The following is a 19,005-nucleotide window of genomic DNA, read 5'->3' as shown; positions in this document are numbered from 1 at the left end:
GAGACGACCGGCCGACATCGTTATTGAAGCTTGCCCGGTAGGCTCAGGTCGCCCGAGGCAATGTCGAAAACATCCGTGACGCACAAAAGCGGAGCGTGAATGTTGGCGTTTACCCGCAGAGCAGAGGTTACGCCATCATAAGCGATGCCTTCCAACTGAACGTCGTTGGAAAATCCGGCTTTGACTTGAATTTCCGGACCATCGAACAGCGGTGTGAACCCTGGGCTGTCCAGGAAGATTGGGAATCCAGGCCAGGTTGCAGGAAGCTTTGGCGTCGTCCCTTCAGGGATATCGCGCACTGCAAGGGCGCCCGGGCCGCAAGTTTCGGTCGGGGCGAGAACAACCCAGTGGCTGTGCCATTCGATACCGTCGTTGGCTGGGTCGCCATCGCCGTTTTCATCAAACAGCGGGGTGTCGTCAAAATCCGGGTGGCTGGTTGCAGCCATTGCCAAGATGCCGGCGCCGCCTTCGAAACCTACTGCAGACGTATCCAGGGATGTAGGCCACACATAGGACCAGACGTCTGACCCTCCTACTGCCCCGGTTCCTGCCGGCACCGATGCCCCGGCAGTACCATTGGTGGTCATGTGGAACGTAATGGTATTGCCGTTGCGATGCGCATGCGCTGCAAGGATGTCAAAGTCGGCCACCTTGGCGACATCAGCGGGAGAGACAACAGCCCCCTCCTGATGTATCGCGTGATCGCCTTCTGCGACGGCGGACGAAGCTCCGATCACAACTGCAGCAAGTGATTTCCAGGTGAGTGTCATTTCTTATCTCCGGTAAAGTGATATCGACTCGCTACCAAACGGAGAAACATATTGCAACTTTAATTTCGACTCGCTACTTGTTGGGCATGAGAACCGCCCACAGTATTCGTATCCTTATCAACCGTCTTGCCCGGATAGATTCCGCTGCGGGCTGGACGGGCGACCTGAACCCGACACAAAGGGCGGCGCTGGAGTACCTTTCCGAGGCAAATCAGTTTTCCCGTTCACCGTCACATGTCGCTGAGTACCTTGGGACAACCCGCGGAACGATGTCCCAGACACTGAAAGCGCTTGTGCGCAAGGGATACGCTGCCGAGCACCGACAAAAATCTGACCAGCGGTCGATCTCGTACGAACTGTCCAAGGCGGGCGCCTCTGTTTTGACAGAGGCCAATCCGATTGCTGACGCCATCGGCAATCTGCCCTCCAGCGTTCAGGTGTCTCTCAAGGATGGTCTGCTTCAGAGCTTGATGTTGGCATTGGCAGCGAACGGTGGTCACTCGTTCGGGAAATGCATGACCTGCGCCTATCATAAGAAAGGTCAGAAAAATGGCTTCTGCAGCTTGCTGGAAGTGAGCCTCGAGCGTGGCGAAGAAGAAAAGATATGTATTGAACACAAAGAGGCCTGAATGACCCTTCCTGAACTATCGACAGTAATAGGTGGCATTTTCCTGGGTTGTGTCACGAACCGCTGGGAGGCAAAGCCGCCCTCTGCCATTCAGAAGGATCGGGTGTCTGGCCGTCAGGTCATTTCGCTTACTGGATTTTCAGATGATGCACAGGCGGACCTGACCGTGCATGGCGGTGCAGAAAAAGCCATTCACCATTATGCGCAGGATCACTATGCGGATTGGCAGAGAGAAGGGCAGCTGCCCCCCGGCGCAGAGCCCGCAGCATTTGGTGAAAACATCTCAACAACCGGTTTGACCGAGGAAAATCTGTGCATTGGCGACATCCTGAGGCTGGGCACGGCAATCGTTCAAATCAGCCAGGGCCGTCAGCCCTGCTGGAAACTGGGACTGCACACCGGAAATGAAAGGATGCCCTACCTGTTTCAGAAAACGGGTCGCACTGGGTGGTACTACCGTGTTCTGGAAACCGGCGAGGTCGAAGCAGGAGATCGAATAACGTTGATTGAAAGGCGCAATCCGGACTGGAGCGTGCAGCACGTGACCCGCGCCCGACTGACACGACGAGTTTCCCGCAAGGATGCCGAAGCCCTCGCAAATCTGACGGACCTCGCCCCTGGCTGGCGGCAAGCCTTTGCGCGCATGGCGATGGGCGACGTAAAAGAAGATACGCGCGCGAGATTGGGGAGCATGTCGAACACATCGCCTTAAGGCCCCACTGCGAGACTTCAGCATGTTTGTTGGAAGACATGGGCAGGTCGCCAGCGCGGTGCACATCGGCACGTCAAGGGGCTATATGAATTTCTGGCGGTTGATCAGCCAGGAAGTTTCCAGTGAACGTTCCGCTTTCGCAGTTAGGATATCAGTTCCGGTTGTCGGAAGGAGGGTCCGCATGCGGCGGACCAGGTCTTTTGCGCGCCATCTCAGAGATGGCAATCAAAGTTCCTTTGCCCTTCATCGGGCGGTCGCTATCTCCGAGATGAGCGCGCGGAGCCATTGGTGGCGAGGTGACGCTGCCTGGCGCATGTGCCAGATCTGCGCAATTCTATCGGGTGGCAGGTCGACGGGTGGGCTGCAATGAGCAAAGCCGGCAAAGATATTGTCCTTTAACCGCGCAGGCATAGTCGCAATAGTATTGGTCCCGCGAATAAGAGAGGCGATTGCCGAGAAACCGGGCAGCGTCACTGAGATGCGGCGATGCCTTTCCAGGTGGCTGAGCGCCAAATCGATAGCGGTAAGTTCGTGTTGCCCGGGCATCATGACCGCGTGGGGCAACGCGCAATAAGCCGCGATTGTATCAGGAGCAGTCACGTGGTCAGGGTCGAAATAGCAAAGATCATTGTCGGTCAGGATCAGTTTCTGCATCAAGTCGGCTTCGGTTCCGGTAAGCTCGGGCGCCAGCACCAGATCGACCTGCCCGTTGCGTAGTAGTTCGGCCCAGTCTTGTTGCGACTGCGCGCGCCAAATGCGCAGTTGTACCTTCGGTGCGCGGTGTCGCAACGCGTGAAATAAGGGTTTCAGCACGATTTCGGTCTCATAATCATTGGCGGCGATCACAAACTGGCCGCTGTCATCACGAGGCTCGTATTGCGCGGGTTCTGTAAATGCGTCCACTGCCTCCAGAATATGTTGCGCTTGTGCAAACAACTGGGCTGCGCGCGGCGTAGGAGAGATACCGCGCCCCATAGGGACAAACAGCTCATCTTTCACAATTCCGCGTAGCCGGTTCAATCCATGGCTGACAGTGGATTGTGTGACCTCCAGACGTCTGGCCGCCGCCGTGATCGAACCTGTGTCATAGACCGCGGCAAACATGCGTATCAAACGGACGCCGAGTTCCTTGTTATCGTTTTTCTTCATGAGTTGTATGGTTATTCTTTCTGTTATTTTCATCAATGAAAATCTCTATCTGGTCGCCACATGCAACCGAAAAGGTAAACCCATGCCGTTTAGAAGATCCGTCCTCTTTGCTGCAACCGCTGTGGTTATGGCGCTTTCCACTCCGCTCCATGCTGATAAGCTAAGCATTGACGCACAAACCCAGGCCTCGATCAAACTGGCCGAAGGGTTCTATCGGGATGTTTTGGTTTACCGGAACCTCAACAATTTCGGGAAGTACATCGGCGATACCTATGTTCAGCATGCCACCGCATATGGCGACGGGCCGGTTGAGTTGATCAAGGCCGTTGCCAGTGAACTGACTGCCGATCCTGATGTGCAGGTGGATCTCTACCGTGTGCTTGCCGAGGGTTCCTATGTTGCAATCCATTCTGTCTGGACCGGCAGTAACGGGGACCAGTACGTCTATGTTGATGTCTGGCGCGCCGAGGACGGAAAACTGGTCGAACACTGGGACCACTACCAGCAGGTCCCCGAAAGCGCGGCGAATGAAAACACCATGTTTCAGGGACCAAACGCAGATGTTTATTCCGATCAGAATATCGAGCAGAACCGTGAACGTGCTATCGCCGTTCTGAAAAGCTTTGAAAACCCAAGTGATCTATCAGCGGTCGAAGCGTATATCTCCTCCGAGAACTATATACAGCACAACCCGAGCGTGCCGGATGGGCGCGATGCTCTGGCAGAATACTTGACCGGACTAGCTGCTGATAACGTGCGCCTAAAAACAGAAATTGCCAAGACTATTGCGATGGGCGACATGGTGCTGGTTCATTCGAAGCAGACCAACCTCGACATTGAGGGCGATCTGGGCATCGGATTTTTCGATATCTTCCGCTTTGATGACAATGGTTTCATCGTAGAGCATTGGGACATCGAAGAAGCGCAGACCGGAGAATCTGCAAACACCAACGGCGTGTTCGAGTATTGAGGATCAGGAGAAACCCCATGACCATCAAACCCGGCAATGTGCACAGGCGAGGATTTCTAAACAGGATGGCCGGAGGTTTGACTGCCGCCGGTACAGCGATGATCGCTGATATGCTGGCAACGCGGGCCTACGCCAGCGCGGTTGATGGGAAGGGGGTTTCGAAACTCAGAAAAGGAGCCTATGGCATGAGAAGCAGCGAAGCCCCCGTGTCAATCGGCCGTGTGGCACTGATTGTGAACAATCTGGACACTGTTGGGACCTTTTACCAACAAGTGCTTGGCCTTGAGGAATTGGCGCGGGATGGCGAAACCCTGAAACTGGGCGCAGGAAACAACGTTCTGCTCGAGTTGCGCCAAGACCGTGCTGCGCGGCGCTATCCGCATGCGGCGGGTCTTTTCCATACAGCTTTTCTGATGCCGGACCACGATTACCTGGGACGCTGGCTGATCTATGCTGCACAAAACCGCATCCCTTTGACCGGGGCGGCGGATCACGACGTCAGCGAGGCGCTGTATCTAAACGATCCAGAAGGCAATGGGATCGAAATCTACGCCGACCGGCCTGTTGAAACATGGCAGATGGATGGAGAGTATATCCGCATGGGCTCGCATCATCTGGACCTGGAGGCCATTGCAGGTGCGGCCCGTCAAGACTGGTCCGGGGCTCCGGAAAATATGGTGGTCGGACATGTCCACCTACAGGTCGGGGATATCAATGCGGTCGACGAATTCATGACACGACATCTAGCGCAGGATCGCATGCTGCACGAAGGTTCAGCAGGGTTCTACAGTTCGGGTGGGTACCACCATCACTTTGCAGGCAACGTCTGGAACAGCAATGGTGCAAAAGCTCGTCCAACTGACAGCAGCGGCTTGGATGAGATCGTGCTGTTGACGGATGGGACTGTATTGCAACCGCAAGAGCTGACAGACCCTTGGGGAACGCGGTTCACTGTCGAAAGGAAGTGAACCTGCATGATTGGCCAAGAACAAAGGCGTATCTTGCAGGCCGGACAGCGGTAAACTCCTGCGGCGTGGCCGGAAGGTGGAAGCCGGGCGCGGCTTCCACCAAGGGGGAATACCACGCCGGGTCATTTCCGCAAGTCAGTTGCTATCATTCATGATCCGGTCGAAAACATGCGGATCTGTGACGCCCTCTGACCCGATCAACATCACTCGGGATCGCGGCGTAATTTGAAATTGTTTTCGCAAGTCGGTGCGCATCGACGCGCAGATCAAGCCAATCAGACCGGCCACGGCGCTTTCTCCGGCTTCGATTGGCTCATCTCCGAAAGCGCCGTTTGCCAATAGGCGGACGGCCGGTGCCACAAGCTGGTCAGGGATTTTCATGAAACCGCTGGCGGCCTCTTCCAAAACGTTCCATGCCAATTCGGACGGCGCGCCGCAGGATAGCCCAGCCATTATGGTTTCTTCGCCTACTTCGACGGCTGTAGGCCGATTTGCCTGGGCGCTTGCAAAAAGGCAGGGGGCCAATTCAGGTTCGACCACGATGACGCGCGGCGCATTCTGCTCCCATTCGTGGAGGAATACCGCGGTGACGGCAGCCGCTAAGCCTCCAACGCCGCCTTGAAGGAAGACATGAGTGGGTGGCAAAGCCAAATCCTGCACGATCTCGCGCGCCATGACCCCGTAACCAGCCATGACATCAAGAGGTGCCTGAGTGTAACCGGGCCAGGAAGTATCTGAAACAATCAACCAACCGTGTGCCGCTGCATCGGTCCGGGTCTGTGCCACGGAAGCGTCGTAATCTCCATCAACCCTGATCACTTCGGCCCCCAGCTGGCGCATTGCGTCGGCGCGGAATGCGCTTACTTCTTTGTGAATGTAAATTCGGCATGGCGCGCCGAAGCGCTGGGCACCCCAAGCCACTGAACGACCGTGATTGCCATCTGTCGCCGAAATGACGGTTATGTCTGCAATTCCGGCAGTATGGGTGCCGTTTCGGATCTCATCGGCAGTGACTTCACGGCCTGTCTTTTTGGTTAATTCGCGCTGTAATACTCGCAGAACCGCATAAGCGCCGCCAAGTGCTTTGAAACTGCCCAAGCCAAATCTTAACCCTTCATGCTTGTAATAGACTGCGCCCAGATCCAGTGCTTCGGCTAGACCTTGAAGAGACGGCATTGGCGCTCTTTCGTACCCACTCCAGCTTTGAATTTCCCTCTGTGCGAGGTCAAATCCCTCGCGGGGTAAGGTGGCTGTGGCGGCATGGCCAAAGCCTGGCTTGGCTGTATGGCTTTCAATTCCGACTGTCTCAAAGTTTGCGAGCATTTGTGGTCCTTCCATTGTTGGTGCAAATATAATTCAATGTCAGTGATGTTTTCGCTCTGAATTGCTGGTAATTTTGAAGCAAACTTGCATGAGGTCGCCGTGAAACAAAAATATTTATCAGGAAGTCTGGATAGCTTCGATCTCGCGATTCTTAGGGTGTTGCAGCAGGACAATACGGTGCCGCACCGTCAAATCGGTGAAAGCGTGAATCTGTCTGCGCCCAGCGTGCAGCGGAGGATCAAACGCATGGAGGCGGAGGGCGTCATTGCCGCGCAGTCAGCGCATATTGATCCGGCAGCCGTGGGATTGCCGCTGACCATTTTCGTCGAAGTCGAACTAAAAACCGAGACTGGCGGAAAAATCGATGAAATCAAGAAAAGCTTCTATGATGCCCCTGAGGTTCAGCAATGCTACTATGTTACTGGTGAAGTGGATTTTGTTCTGATCGTTATCGTTCGAGATATGTCCGAATATGAAAAGCTTACCCAACGGTTGTTCTTTTCGAACAAGAACATCCGAAAGTTCAGAACATTCGTTGCAATGGACCGAACAAAGTCATCCATGCAGTTGAACATCTGACTTGTGCCTCTCCAGAGCATGTAGTCTGGCGGGGTATTTGACTTTTGCGCGGCGAGAACTGGAAACAAAGTGCTTGTGCATTCCAAATCTGCCAGAAACCTGGTGATCTGGGCGGTAAATCCTGCCGAGATACCTCTCGGTTTACCTGGAAAATAACCACGTTTCCTGAGGTATTGAGGTTGGGACACATTTGCCCCAACCTCATCCAGGTAACAGGAGTTTGTGTTATGATTTGATACGGTCCATTTTGGGATCGTAAAGCGGTTGAAGTGTCACGTCGCAGGAGACACGTTGGGTCGCAACCTCCAACTCATACGTGCCGGACGTAACAAAATCTGCATCGACGCCGAACTGATTTCGGACATAGCCGTAACCGATGGATTTACCGGTTGTATAGCCATAGCCTCCCGACGTTAGCCAACCCACCCGTTCTCCATCCCGGTATATCGTTTCGCGGCCCAACAGCACCACATCGGGGTCGACGGTGAAGCAGGCCAGCATCTTTTTGACGCCCTCGGCCTTTTGCTTCTCGCTTGCCGCGCGACCCTTGAAGTTTATGTTCTTGCGCAGTTTCACAGCCCATCCCAGACCGCTTTCAAACGGCGTGTGATCGGGCCCGATGTCAGACCCCCAGGCGCGGTAACCCTTTTCTAGCCGAAGAGATTCAATTGCGCGGTAGCCCGCATTAACCAGCCCTTGCGGTTGCCCTGCTTCCATCAGCGCGGAATAGACTGTTTGCGCGTATTCGACAGGCAAGTGCAGTTCCCAGCCAAGCTCGCCCACGTATGTCACCCGCAGCGCCTTGACCGGGCAACCCGCGATGCCGATTGTCCGGATCGTGCCAAACCTGAACCCGTCATTCGAGACATCATCACGGGTAACTGCCGCCAGAATATCTCGTGCTTTTGGCCCCATCAGCGACAACACTGCGTTCGAGGAGGTGATATCGAACAGCTGGCAGTTCAGCCCGTCCGGAATATTTCGGCTGATCCAGTCAAAATCGTGGGTGGCATAGCCGGTACCAGTGACAATGTAGAATTCATCATGTGCTACACGGCCCACGGTCAGGTCGCATTCAATTCCGCCCTTGTCATTGAGCATCTGGGTATAGACCAGCGCACCCACCGGTTTGTCCACATCATTGGCACAAATCCAGTTCATCGCCGCCAAGGCGTCCGGGCCTTTCAGCGCGAATTTGGCAAATGATGTTTGATCGAACAGCACTGCCGCTTCTCGGGCCGCTTTGTGTTCACGGCCAACAGCAGCGAACCAGTTCTGGCGACCAAAGCTGTATTCGTCCTTCGGCGTTTCACCCAGCGATGCGTCGGCAAACCAGTTTGGACGCTCCCAACCCAGTTTTTCACCAAAGCAAGCGCCCTGATCCATAAGCGTATCGTACAGCGGTGACTTGCGGCAGGGGCGGCCGGACTCGTGTTCTTCATGAGGCCAGGCCATAGTGTAGTGTTTGCCATATGCTTCGACTGTTCGGGTGCGAACCCAATCGGTGTCGAAATGCGGGCGGCCAAAACGGCGAATGTCGGCGGACCACAGGTCAAAGGGCGGCTCGCCCTTGGCGGCCCATTCTGCCAGCACCATTCCGGCGCCACCGCCAGAAGCAATGCCAAAGGCGTTGAAACCAGCACCAACAAAGAAATTCTTCAGCTCTGGTGCTTCACCCACAATGAAGTTGCCATCCGGAGTGAAGCTTTCGGGACCATTGGTTAGGGTCTTGATCCCTGCGGTCTCCAACGCTGGCACCCGGCCCAGCGACAGCTCTATGATCTGTTCGAAATGGTCGAAGTTACTGTCGAGCAAGGTGTAGTGGAAATCTTTAGGTATGCCATTCACCGCCCATGGGATTGGGTTCGGCTCATAACCGCCCATGACGAGCCCACCAACTTCTTCCTTGTAATAGGTCAGCCGATCGGGATCCCGCAGGGTAGGCAGATCACCGGGTACACCAAATGGTTCTGTGACCATGTACTGATGTTCCATTGGCACCAGCGGCACATTCACACCGAACTTGGCGGCAAAGTCGCGCGTCCACTGACCGGCACACACGATCACCTTTTCACATTCGATACGGCCATGTTCAGTGATTACGGCGCGGATCTTGCCGTTCTCGATTTCAAGATCGGTGGCCTTGGTATCCTCGAATATCTTCGCGCCTGCCATGCGCGCTCCCTTGGCCAGCGCCTGGGTAATGTCCGAGGGGTTTGCTTGCCCATCGGTGGGCAGGAACGCCGCGCCGATGACGTCACCGATATCCATCAGCGGCCAAAGATCCTGCGCTTCCTTCGGGGTTAGCAGCTGCATGTCCAGACCAAAGGAATGGGCTGTGGTGGCCTGCCGTTTGACCTCGGTCCAGCGTTCCTCGTTGCAGGCGAGACGCAAACCGCCATTCATTTTCCAACCCGTTCCCAGACCGGTTTCTTCTTCAATCTTGTTGTACAGATCGACTGAATATCCCAGCAGCTGAGTGATATTGGCGTTCGAACGCAGCTGCCCCACCAGACCCGCAGCATGGAATGTGGTGCCCGAAGTCAGCTTTTTGCGCTCCAGCAGCACCGTGTCGGTCCAACCGAGCTTGGCAAGGTGATAGGCGGTCGAGCAGCCGATGATGCCGCCGCCGATGATGACGGCTTTGGCTGTATTTGGAAGGTCGGTCATATCTGTCCTCAGGTGTTTTTGTAATCGGTCAGGGCCGTGCGAAACCGCGCGAGATTTTCACTTGTGTAGGCTGCATAGTCGAAGTCGATATCCGAGGTGATCTCGGACACCATGCTCCACATGGTTTCACGAAGCAGCGAGGCGCATTTCATCGCCGTATAGCGATGACGCAATTGGTTGGTGACGGGTGCCTGAAAGTAGGTTTCCAGAACCCAGTCCTCTTGTTCATTGGAAAGAGAGTTGTTCGAGGCCAGCCCACCCAAATCAAACAATGGCGAGTTGAAGCCCGCGTAGTCGAAATCGATCAGCCACAGGCGGGTGCCATCGTCCAGAAAGTTGCCGCAAAGCAGGTCGTTATGGCCAAACACGATTTCGTACGGCCCGGCCTCGGCTTCCAGATCATTTCCAATTTGCACAAGTTCAGGGATCAGGCCTTTATGCGAACTTCCATGATCGGTGAGGGTGGCGGCATAGTCGCGGATGACATGAAAGACCCAGAACACCAGCGACGGGCCGCGCAGGTGCTTGGGCACCTCAAGGTGGCAGGCTTTCACGAGCTCCAGCACTCGAGGCAGCATACTGGGGTCGCGTACGTCTTCTTCGATCAGAGTGCGGCTTTCGACGAATTCCAGCACTGTTAATTCGTTGGACGAAAACACTACAGCGGGTGACAGACCTGCAGCATGGGCGGCCTTACTGGCAGCCAGTTCGTTGAAGCGCATCACCTGGTGCAAAGGGATGTCGTCACCGACACGCACCACATAGGATCCACTGCTGTCAGTGACCTTGTAGTTCACATTTGTAATCCCACCCGTCAACGGGGTGGCTTTGATCTCGCCCTGCCAGATCGGTAGCTTGCGAATGCGGGTCATCAGGTCGGATTGGGTCATATCAACTCTCCATTCCAAAGCGGATGCGTGCCTGACGAGCGCTTGCGTTGATCAGCCTATCAGCGATGATGGCAATGAATGCGATGGACAGCCCTGCCACCAGACCTCGACCAGTGTCAGCCTTTGTCAGGGCAATGTAGACTTCCTGCCCCAGATCGCGGGTGCCAACGAGGGCGGTGATAACCAGCATGGACAGCGCCAGCATGATGGTCTGGTTAATACCCAAAAGGATTTCGGGCAGGGCCATGGGCAAGCGAATATGGCGCAGAAGTTGCGTGCGTGTGCACCCAGAGACCAATCCGGCCTCGATCAATTCCTCACTGACCGAGCGCACGCCATGTGCCGCATAACGTACGGCCGGGGCCAGCGCGTAAAGGACTATGGCAATCAGCGCAGTGAAATCGCCGACGCGAAACAGCATCACAACCGGGATCAGATAAACAAAGCTGGGCAAAGTCTGCAACGTATCAATCAACAGGTTGATCACCGTCCCGGCGCGTTTGTTCAGAGCAGCCACAACGCCCAGCGGAACACCGATCAGGGTAGCAAGAAACACAGAGGCTCCGCAGAGATAAACTGTCACCATTGCCTTGGCCCACAGTCCTGAAATGAGGATCAGAGACGCCAGTCCTCCGCACAACAGTGCCAGCCGCCAGCCCCCTGCGTGCCAACCCAGCAAGGTCAGCATGGCAATGGCCCAAGGCCATGGAATTCCCAGCAGGACCGTTTTGATCGGGATCATGAACCACGTCAGGAAGAAGATCTTGATCGCCTCGAACGTGTCGAAATAGTTGATGTTCAGGTATTTGACCGTGTCATCCCAGAACCCGCCAGTGGTGATCGTCTGACTTTCAGGATATTCCAGCAACAGGGGTGAGAACTGCCCCAGAACCCAGGTCAAAATCAGCAGGATCAATACCAGAATTGTCCGGCGATGGCGGGTGACCCACGAGCCGGGGAGCTCGTGATGTACCTGCCCCATACGCTCGGCAAAAGCCTGACTTAGGCGATCGACGGCAATGGCCAGAACTACAATGGCAATACCGGCCTCGAACCCAGCGCCGATGTCCAGCCGGCGCAGCGCGGCAAGGACGTCAAACCCTAATCCTCCGGCCCCGATCATCGAGGCAATGATGACCATGTTCAGCGTCAGCATGATCACCTGATTGACGCCTACCATCAGACTGTGGCTGGCGGAAGGAACCAAAACGCGCCACATCAACTGCTTTTGCGTCGTGCCTGCCATGCGCCCGAAGTCCAAAATCTCGGGGTCGACGGCTCTCAAGGCAAGCGTGGTGATCCGCACCATGGGTGGTGTCGCATAGATGATAGTTGCAACAAGCGCCGAAATCGGTCCAAAGCCGAACATGAACAGAATTGGTACCAGATAGGCAAAGATCGGAATTGTCTGCATCAGGTCCAGAATGGGCGAGATGATGCGATCGAAAGTCAGGTGGCGATAGGCCAATATCCCCAACAACAGCCCGCCGCCCGCGCCAATCGGCACCGCAATCAGGACCGAGGCAAGCGTTACCATCGCGCTGTCCCACTGGCCAAAAACGGCCAGATAGGTAAAGCAGCCGCCGACCAACGCCGCCAACCCCCAGTCCCGGCAATACTGTCCCAAAGCTATTACGGCGGTGATAACCACAATCCAGCTGATCGCAGGTAGGATGACTTGCGCATCGTTGCCTTGCCCGGTGACAAAACCCTCGGCCAGCAGGGACAAGACAAGGTCATAGGGCTGTTCTATCAACCAAGCAGCAGCGCGGGTAACGTCGGTGAACGAAACTGGGCCGATTGCAGCATCCTCGATCAGCCAGGACATTGCAGATGAGATATAAGTTTTGAACGGGACGACCCAAGCCGACGGGAATTTGGTGATCCAGCGCGCATCGAGCGCTTTTCCCAGGTTGCTGCCGAAATACCCCAGCAGGATCGTGAGTCCGACAAACAGCAGAATGATGAGCTGACTGCGGGACAGGCGGCTCATACCGCGTCCCCTTCACCGAATAGCACATGGGCCACATCCTTGCGATCAATGGCGCCAATAACCAGCCCATTGCTGTCTGTCACGGGAATTGGCGCATCTGCGGCGATGATCCGTTCCGCCACGGTCGAGACGCGGGTCGATTGCACAATGGGCTCACCTTCACCTGCAGCGCCGACGGTCATTACACCACCAACCGTCAAAACCTTGGAGCGCGGAATATGGCGCGTGAATTCAGCCACATATTCTGTCGCTGGATTCATCACCAGTTCTTCCGGGGTGGCGATCTGGATGACTTCACCATCCTTCATAATGGCGATGCGGTCGGCCAAGCGAACGGCTTCTTCAAAGTCGTGCGTGATAAAGACAATAGTCTTATGCAACCGTTCCTGGAGTCGCAGAAATTCGTCCTGCATTTCGCGCCGGATCAGTGGATCGAGGGCCGAAAAAGGCTCGTCCAGAAACCAAAGATCGGGCTCTGTCACCAACGATCGAGCAATGCCCACACGCTGTTGCTGACCACCCGAGAGCTCTCGTGGATAGTAGTCCTCGCGCCCCTTCAGGCCGACCAGTTCCACCACGTCTCTCGCCTTTGCGTCGGCTTCGTGTTTGGGCGTAGCCTGAATAGTCAGGGGGAACATCACATTCTGCAATACGGTCAGGTGCGGCAGCAGGGCAAAATGCTGAAACACCATGCCCATCTTGTGCCGGCGGATTTCAATCATTTCTTTCTCGCTGGCGCGCAGCAGGTCGGCGTCGTCGAACAGAACCTCACCGCTTGTAGGTTCGATCAACCTGGACAGACAACGAACCAGGGTTGATTTGCCTGAACCGGACAGGCCCATGATGATGAAGATTTCACCTTCAACGATTTCAATATTGGCGTTGCGTACCGCTCCGATCACACCCGCATTTCGAATGTCATCTGCCGATGGGTTCGGATTTTGCGCCAGAAGGGTCTCGGCGTTTGGACCGTAAAGCTTCCAAACGTTTCGGCAGGACAGTTTTGTTGTGGGAGTCATCAGTGGTGTCCGGGACTAAGACGGAAAAAGACCGAAGCGGTAGAGGAGAGCGGGGTAACCGCTTCGGCCAAGCAGATTATTTAGAGATCCAGCCAGACCAACGGTCCTTGTTCGTCTCCATCCAATCCGCGACAACTGCATCAATATCCACACCGTCCAGATCGGTTTTGCCGACCATGGCGCTCATCTCGTCGTTATTGATGTTATAGGCTTCGATGATGTCATACGCGCCCGGCCACTTTTCTTGCAGGCCAGACCAAGCAGCCTTCCAGATCGGACCGCGCGGTTTTCCGCAATCATAGGCCAAGGCCGGGTTCACACCGACGGACGGGTCGCTGTAGCACTCGGCCGAGTATGGCGGAAACTCCACGAATTCACCGTCATATTTGGCCGGGGCCCAGTGCGGAACATAGACCCACAGCATGATCGGATCTTCGCGCTGATATGCGGATTCCAGCTCTGCAAAAAGCGCAGCATCCGTGCCTGCGTGGACAACTTCAAACTCTAACTCTAACGCTTCGACGCGTTCTTCGTCGAAACCGCCCCAGGTCACGGGTCCGCCGACATAGCGCCCATTTGGCGAGGTTTCAGCCGTGGCAAATTCCCCTGCGCAGTCTTTCAGAGCTTCCCAGTTTGGCAAGCCGGGGCAGCGGTCTTTCATGTAAGTCGGGTACCACCATTCTTCGATCGCCATCAGACCGGTTTCACCAACGTTCACCACATTTCCAGAGGCGGTGGCTTCGTCCAGCGCTTCACGCCCGGTGGTTTCCCAGATTTCCATTGCCAGATGTAGATCACCTGTCTTCAGGCCCGCAAACTGAGCGATATAGTCTGCCTGTACATACTCAACGTTGTATCCGGCCTCTTGCAGGATTGATCCCATTATCTTGGTGTTGATCAGCTGCCCTGACCAATCATGCAACGTCAGTTTGATTGGGTCCGTCGATTCGGCGGCCCAAGAAGCCGAAGCAGTTACGCCAGCGACTAATGCCATTGCGTGTAGTGCATTGAATTTCCTGATCATGTTGTGCTCCCTGAATGTGGCTTTTTGAGTGTTTTTCGTTTATTACACTTCCATGCTGCGCCAATCTGACAACTACGTCAATAAAAACCACACTTCGCCACGAATATTCGTTATAATTCACACAAAAAGCCCCGAATGGCACTGTATTGGACGTAATATTGTTTTATTGGGATGACTGCCGTATCCCCCTTTCAGGAGGTCGCATGTTAAAGCCACGAAAAACCACAAATCAGCGCGAAGAAGAAATCCTTCGCGAGCTGCAACATGCGGGCGGGTCGTGCAGGGTCAGCCTCCTGGCTCAAAAACTGAATGTTTCCAATGAAACGATCCGGCGCAACGTCAAGGCGCTGGAAGAGCGCAAGATCGTGCGGAAGGTGCATGGCGGCGTACATCTTAGCGAAGACGCCATAGAGCCACCCTTTGAAAACCGTTTGGGAACGCAAGCACATGCGAAAGAAGCAATAGCCCGGGCAGTCGCAAATACAATTAGCGACGGGGATTCCCTATTTCTGGATATCGGTTCGACGACCGCCTACGTCGCGCTCGCGCTACGGAAACACAAAGACCTGTTTGTAGTTACAAATTCGGTTTTCGTCGCTTACACGTTGTCAAAGCACAACAACAACCGGGTGTTTCTGGCGGGCGGAGAACTGCGCGCCCATGATGGGGGCGCTTTCGGTGCAGAGGCATTGGATCTTGTGAAGCGTTTCAACGTACAGCTGGCAGTGTTCTCGGTTGGAGCCGTGAATGGCGATTTGGGCTTCATGCTTCATGATCTTGAAGAGGCCAATATCGCGCGTGCTGCAGCTGAAAATGCGCAGGTGCGCATCGTCGTAGCCGACAGCGGAAAATTCAACAAGCGGGCTCCGATATCTCTCCATAACATGGCCGGAATTGATGTTTTGTATACGGACCGCGTTCCTCCTGCCAACATCCTGGCCATGCTCGACAAAAATGAAATCGAAGTTGTTATCGCAGGGTCGGACTAGTGTCAGAACTGATAGATGTACCCAGCTTACAAAACTGCATCTTTGAGGAGATGGCAGCCTTTTAATGAGATCATGTTGAAATCTGTTAACGAACTATTCGATGGGGAAAACGTCAAATCGCGCATGTTCGTCAACCGGGCCTCATAGTTTGCGACACATCCGTTCTGAATGTGCAAACAAGTTGGCAATGCCGACTATTATACTGACACTGGACCTGTTGTTCCTCTAACAACACAATCCAGCTCGCAGCAAATTTTAAAATGTTCCGACTCATCTGACGTAATGTAATCGGTGAACTTGTCACCTGCGAGTTTACCGATGGCTTCGGCGGGGATTCGAATGGTGGTGAGCCCCGGCTCAACATCAGCCGATCCCTTGAAATCTCCGATGCCCATAATTGAAAGATCGCCGGGAACGTTTAACCCCAGTTTCTGGGCCGCAAACAAAGCGCCCTGCGCTATGACGTCATTTCCACATAACAAAGCCGTAAGTCGAGATGTTTCCGCCAAAAGGTTCAGCGCAGCCTGCTTGGCCTGCGAAACGCTGTAAGGAGCTTCAGATTCGTGCTCGCCCGGAACGGAGACACCCATATTTTGTAGCGCTTCGTGCACGGCGGAAAGTCGATGTTGCGCGCGGTCATTACCATTGGTCTTTGGAAAGATCAGCCCAATGTCACGATGCCCTAGGGCCAGCAGATGCTCTGTTGCGAGACGGCCGGCCAACTGGTTGTCGGCCCCGACACAAGGAAGATCCGAATCCTTTGAGTAGTTCCAAATCGCAAGTGCAGGTATTTTCTGCTGCGTGATCAAGCGATTGGTGGCATCGGAATGCTCCAAGCCAACCAATGCCACGCCGTCCACGCGATGTTCAAGAAACTTGCGCACCATCGCGTATTCCCGATCTAGATCATACCCGTGCGACGCCAGTAGAAGGCTGAATCCTGCCTTGTCGATAGAGTCGGAAAAAGCCTGAATGACCTCAGCGAAGATGGCATGGTTGATAGTTGGTACGACCAGGCCAATCGTTCCTGACCGTTTGCCATGCATTGTTTGAGCGGCACGATTGCGGATATACCCGAGCCGCTGCACTGCCCTGTTGATCTTTTTGCGAGTCGCAGGGCTGACCAGATCAGGGTGATTGAAGGTACGAGAAACCGTAGACGGTGAAACCTTCGCGGCCTTTGCGACTGCCACGATATCGACTTTACCATGCTGAAAATTAGACATAATTTCGTCCTGTCCGGTCGATTTTATGAAAACATTTGCAATACTATTTTCATCCCCTAACCTGATTTGTCAACAAACCAAAAGTGCAGACAAACGGGTTGGGAGGCACTGGATGGAATTCATTTACTACTTCGGGGATGTGTTCACACCGATGTCGTTCTTGCTGCTTTTGGGCGGCACGATCGGAGGGCTGATCCTGGGCGCGACACCAGGCTTGTCACCAACGATGGCGGTTGCCCTTTTGATTCCGTTCACCTTCCAGCTTGAGGCCGCACAGGGGCTGATCTTGCTGGGAGCCGCCTATACCTCGACCGTTGCTGGTGGCGCGGTGAGTGCAATTTTACTGAAAATCCCAGGCGCTCCAGCCAATATTGCCACCACTCTGGACGGCCACACCATGGCCAAGCAGGGACAAGGGGCGCGGGCGCTGCAACTGTCGTTTCTGGCCTCGGCGGTTGGCGGCATCTTCGGTGTGCTCCTATTGATCTTTCTGACACCGGTTTTGGCCAAATGGGCGCTGGCGTTTGGCCCCTCACACCTGTTCTGGCTGGCCATTTTAGGGGTGACTGTGATCGGCACGCTAGATTCTGCATCCGTGGTCAAAGGTTTGCTATCGGGTTGTATCGGATTGTGGCTGGCGACAGTCGGTTTCGACGACATTATGGGCGCGCAACGCTTTATCTTTCACCCTGCACTGGGCGGCGGCATCAACATTATCGCGGCACTGATCGGTCTGTTCGCGATCCCTCAGGTGCTGACGATGTTTGCAAAGGGACGCCACGACACGGGTGCTGAAGTCATCGAAGTACAGCGCCATTCGATCATGGCCGCATTGCGAGAATTGTTCAGCCGTACCCGAGCACTAAGCATCGGCACACTGACAGGTTCCATCATTGGCCTGATCCCAGGCGTTGGCGGGCAAATTGCCGGGCTGGTTGCCTATGATCAGAGTAAGAAGTTTTCAGCCGAGAAGGACAAGTTCGGCACGGGTCATTCCGAGGGCGTAATTGCCGCGGAGTCCGCCAACAATGCGATGGTGGGCCCATCTCTGGTACCGTTGTTGACCTTGTCGGTCCCGGGTAGCCCAACCGCAGCCGTTTTGCTGGGCGGGCTGCTGATTCACGGAATTTTCCCGGGCTCGGATCTGTTCGACAACCACCCGGACGTGGCGTGGACGTTCATAAACTCCATGCTGATCGGCCAGGTCCTGATGTGCGTCTTCGGCCTATACATTGCCGGTCTGGCCGCGCGTGTCGCGCAGGTGCCGCAATCGGTCATGGCGGCCATTGTTCTGGCCCTTTCGGTCTTCGGCGCCTACTCGGTTCAGAGTTCGATGGGGGATGTTTACGTCATGGCGTGCCTTGGCATCGGGATGTTCTTTCTGGAACGATTTGGATTCTCGGCTGCTCCGTTGGTTCTGGGATTGATCCTTGGTCCGATTGCCGAAGCCAACTTCATTCAGGGCGGAATGATCGCGGACGCGACCGTCGGCAAAGCCTCTTACTTCTTGACGGGCGGATTGAATCTTCTGCTGATCGCCGTTGTACTGGCCTCAATTGCCTACTCGGTTTGGATGGAACTTCGCCACCGGCGCTATACCACCAAAGAGGAGGCACAGGCATGAACCGCACACAACACATAATCGGGTCGGGTTTGGTTTTTGCTGTAGGACTTTGGGTAACCTGGGTCAGCTTTACTCAGCAACCGGTCGAGGCATTTCTATTTCCGCGTCTTATCGCTTCGGTCTTTGTGGTTTTGGCAGGGTGGACCTTCGGCAAAGCGCTGATGGGATTGTCCAAGGTAGGCAACGGCGTGACCCGCATGATGTTCATCAACATGCTGCCGGGCCTGTTCGTCACCCTTATCTATGTCTTCTGGGCGTCCAAATCGCTGGGGTTCTACACAGCAACGGCAATCGCGTTTTTCATTCTGCTGTCGATTTACGATCCAGACCCACATTCCGAAGCCAAAACCTGGGTCAAGCGCGGTGTCATCACAGCGATCTTTGTGGCGGTGATGTACGGGCTCTTTGCCATGCTTCTGCAAGTCTACACACCAAGAGAATTTCTGTTCTGACCGCAAGGGATGCGGATGA

At 54.9% G+C, this 19,005-nt stretch carries 17 protein-coding genes; 8 read left to right on the top strand and 9 right to left on the bottom strand.

All coding sequences use genetic code 11. The features are described from left to right. Positions 1 to 20: 20 nt before the first annotated feature. Positions 21 to 770, bottom strand: coding sequence for a hypothetical protein (locus tag ACR3E2_RS18860; RefSeq protein ID WP_480483495.1), 750 nt, complete (start codon positions 768 to 770; stop codon positions 21 to 23). Between ACR3E2_RS18860 and ACR3E2_RS18855 the strand changes: the two genes are divergently transcribed. Together ACR3E2_RS18855 and ACR3E2_RS18850 are read left to right on the top strand one after the other, a co-directional pair. Further along, positions 764 to 1,399, top strand: coding sequence for a MarR family winged helix-turn-helix transcriptional regulator (locus ACR3E2_RS18855; RefSeq protein WP_480483493.1), 636 nt, complete (start codon positions 764 to 766; stop codon positions 1,397 to 1,399). The two genes, ACR3E2_RS18860 and ACR3E2_RS18855, sit on opposite strands and share 7 nt — an antisense overlap. Further along, positions 1,400 to 2,110 carry an MOSC domain-containing protein gene (locus ACR3E2_RS18850; protein ID WP_480483491.1) on the top strand — a complete coding sequence of 237 codons (711 nt, stop codon included), beginning with the start codon at positions 1,400 to 1,402 and terminating at the stop codon, positions 2,108 to 2,110. 243 nt (positions 2,111 to 2,353) lie between these two features. On the opposite strand, the gene ACR3E2_RS18845 is transcribed toward ACR3E2_RS18850, so the two are convergent. Then, complete coding sequence (locus ACR3E2_RS18845) at positions 2,354 to 3,259, bottom strand: LysR family transcriptional regulator (protein WP_480483489.1); 906 nt, start codon at positions 3,257 to 3,259, stop codon at positions 2,354 to 2,356. Here ACR3E2_RS18845 and ACR3E2_RS18840 point away from each other — a divergent pair. Together ACR3E2_RS18840 and ACR3E2_RS18835 are read left to right on the top strand one after the other, a co-directional pair. Continuing rightward, a complete protein-coding gene (locus ACR3E2_RS18840) occupies positions 3,240 to 4,229 on the top strand; it encodes a nuclear transport factor 2 family protein (protein ID WP_480483487.1) in 990 nt (329 codons plus the stop codon). The two genes, ACR3E2_RS18845 and ACR3E2_RS18840, sit on opposite strands and share 20 nt — an antisense overlap. A gap of 17 nt (positions 4,230 to 4,246) precedes the next feature. Then, on the top strand, positions 4,247 to 5,197 hold the full coding sequence (locus ACR3E2_RS18835) for a VOC family protein (protein WP_480483485.1): 951 nt from the start codon (positions 4,247 to 4,249) through the stop codon (positions 5,195 to 5,197). Positions 5,198 to 5,332: 135 nt separating this feature from the next. On the opposite strand, the gene ACR3E2_RS18830 is transcribed toward ACR3E2_RS18835, so the two are convergent. Then, a complete protein-coding gene (locus ACR3E2_RS18830; protein WP_480483483.1) occupies positions 5,333 to 6,520 on the bottom strand; it encodes a diaminopropionate ammonia-lyase in 1,188 nt (395 codons plus the stop codon). An 84-nt stretch (positions 6,521 to 6,604) separates the two neighbouring features. Here ACR3E2_RS18830 and ACR3E2_RS18825 point away from each other — a divergent pair, with 84 nt between their 5' ends. Continuing rightward, positions 6,605 to 7,099, top strand: coding sequence for an Lrp/AsnC family transcriptional regulator (locus ACR3E2_RS18825; protein ID WP_480483481.1), 495 nt, complete (start codon positions 6,605 to 6,607; stop codon positions 7,097 to 7,099). A 225-nt stretch (positions 7,100 to 7,324) separates the two neighbouring features. Here the strand turns inward: ACR3E2_RS18825 and ACR3E2_RS18820 are convergent, their stop codons facing one another. The 5 genes from ACR3E2_RS18820 to ACR3E2_RS18800 all read right to left on the bottom strand — a co-directional run bounded on the left by ACR3E2_RS18820 (position 7,325) and on the right by ACR3E2_RS18800 (position 14,695). Continuing rightward, positions 7,325 to 9,769, bottom strand: coding sequence for a GcvT family protein (locus tag ACR3E2_RS18820; RefSeq protein WP_480483479.1), 2,445 nt, complete (start codon positions 9,767 to 9,769; stop codon positions 7,325 to 7,327). Between the two features lie 8 nt (positions 9,770 to 9,777). Then, the gene (locus tag ACR3E2_RS18815; RefSeq protein WP_480483477.1) at positions 9,778 to 10,659 is read right to left on the bottom strand and encodes a phosphotransferase; all 882 of its coding nucleotides are present in this window, start codon (positions 10,657 to 10,659) and stop codon (positions 9,778 to 9,780) included. Between the two features lies 1 nt (position 10,660). Next, positions 10,661 to 12,652, bottom strand: coding sequence for an ABC transporter permease (locus ACR3E2_RS18810; RefSeq protein ID WP_480483475.1), 1,992 nt, complete (start codon positions 12,650 to 12,652; stop codon positions 10,661 to 10,663). Next, positions 12,649 to 13,671 carry a quaternary amine ABC transporter ATP-binding protein gene (locus ACR3E2_RS18805; protein WP_480483473.1) on the bottom strand — a complete coding sequence of 341 codons (1,023 nt, stop codon included), beginning with the start codon at positions 13,669 to 13,671 and terminating at the stop codon, positions 12,649 to 12,651. Before ACR3E2_RS18805 ends, ACR3E2_RS18810 begins: the two co-directional genes overlap by 4 nt. A gap of 76 nt (positions 13,672 to 13,747) precedes the next feature. Further along, the gene (locus ACR3E2_RS18800) at positions 13,748 to 14,695 is read right to left on the bottom strand and encodes an ABC transporter substrate-binding protein (RefSeq protein ID WP_480483471.1); all 948 of its coding nucleotides are present in this window, start codon (positions 14,693 to 14,695) and stop codon (positions 13,748 to 13,750) included. A gap of 203 nt (positions 14,696 to 14,898) precedes the next feature. Between ACR3E2_RS18800 and ACR3E2_RS18795 the strand changes: the two genes are divergently transcribed. After that, positions 14,899 to 15,684, top strand: a complete 786-nt coding sequence (locus tag ACR3E2_RS18795; RefSeq protein ID WP_480483469.1) for a DeoR/GlpR family DNA-binding transcription regulator — start codon at positions 14,899 to 14,901, stop codon at positions 15,682 to 15,684. Positions 15,685 to 15,881: 197 nt separating this feature from the next. On the opposite strand, the gene ACR3E2_RS18790 is transcribed toward ACR3E2_RS18795, so the two are convergent. After that, a complete protein-coding gene (locus ACR3E2_RS18790; RefSeq protein WP_480483467.1) occupies positions 15,882 to 16,910 on the bottom strand; it encodes a LacI family DNA-binding transcriptional regulator in 1,029 nt (342 codons plus the stop codon). A 112-nt stretch (positions 16,911 to 17,022) separates the two neighbouring features. Between ACR3E2_RS18790 and ACR3E2_RS18785 the strand changes: the two genes are divergently transcribed. Together ACR3E2_RS18785 and ACR3E2_RS18780 are read left to right on the top strand one after the other, a co-directional pair. Further along, positions 17,023 to 18,534, top strand: coding sequence for a tripartite tricarboxylate transporter permease (locus ACR3E2_RS18785; RefSeq protein ID WP_480483465.1), 1,512 nt, complete (start codon positions 17,023 to 17,025; stop codon positions 18,532 to 18,534). Beyond that, positions 18,531 to 18,986, top strand: a complete 456-nt coding sequence (locus ACR3E2_RS18780) for a tripartite tricarboxylate transporter TctB family protein (RefSeq protein WP_480483463.1) — start codon at positions 18,531 to 18,533, stop codon at positions 18,984 to 18,986. The genes ACR3E2_RS18785 and ACR3E2_RS18780 overlap by 4 nt, the downstream gene beginning before the upstream one ends. Positions 18,987 to 19,005: the final 19 nt, after the last annotated feature.

The sequence above is a fragment of the Ruegeria sp. AL7 genome (genome assembly GCF_056536105.1).
This window is presented reverse-complemented; position numbering and strand designations above follow the sequence as displayed.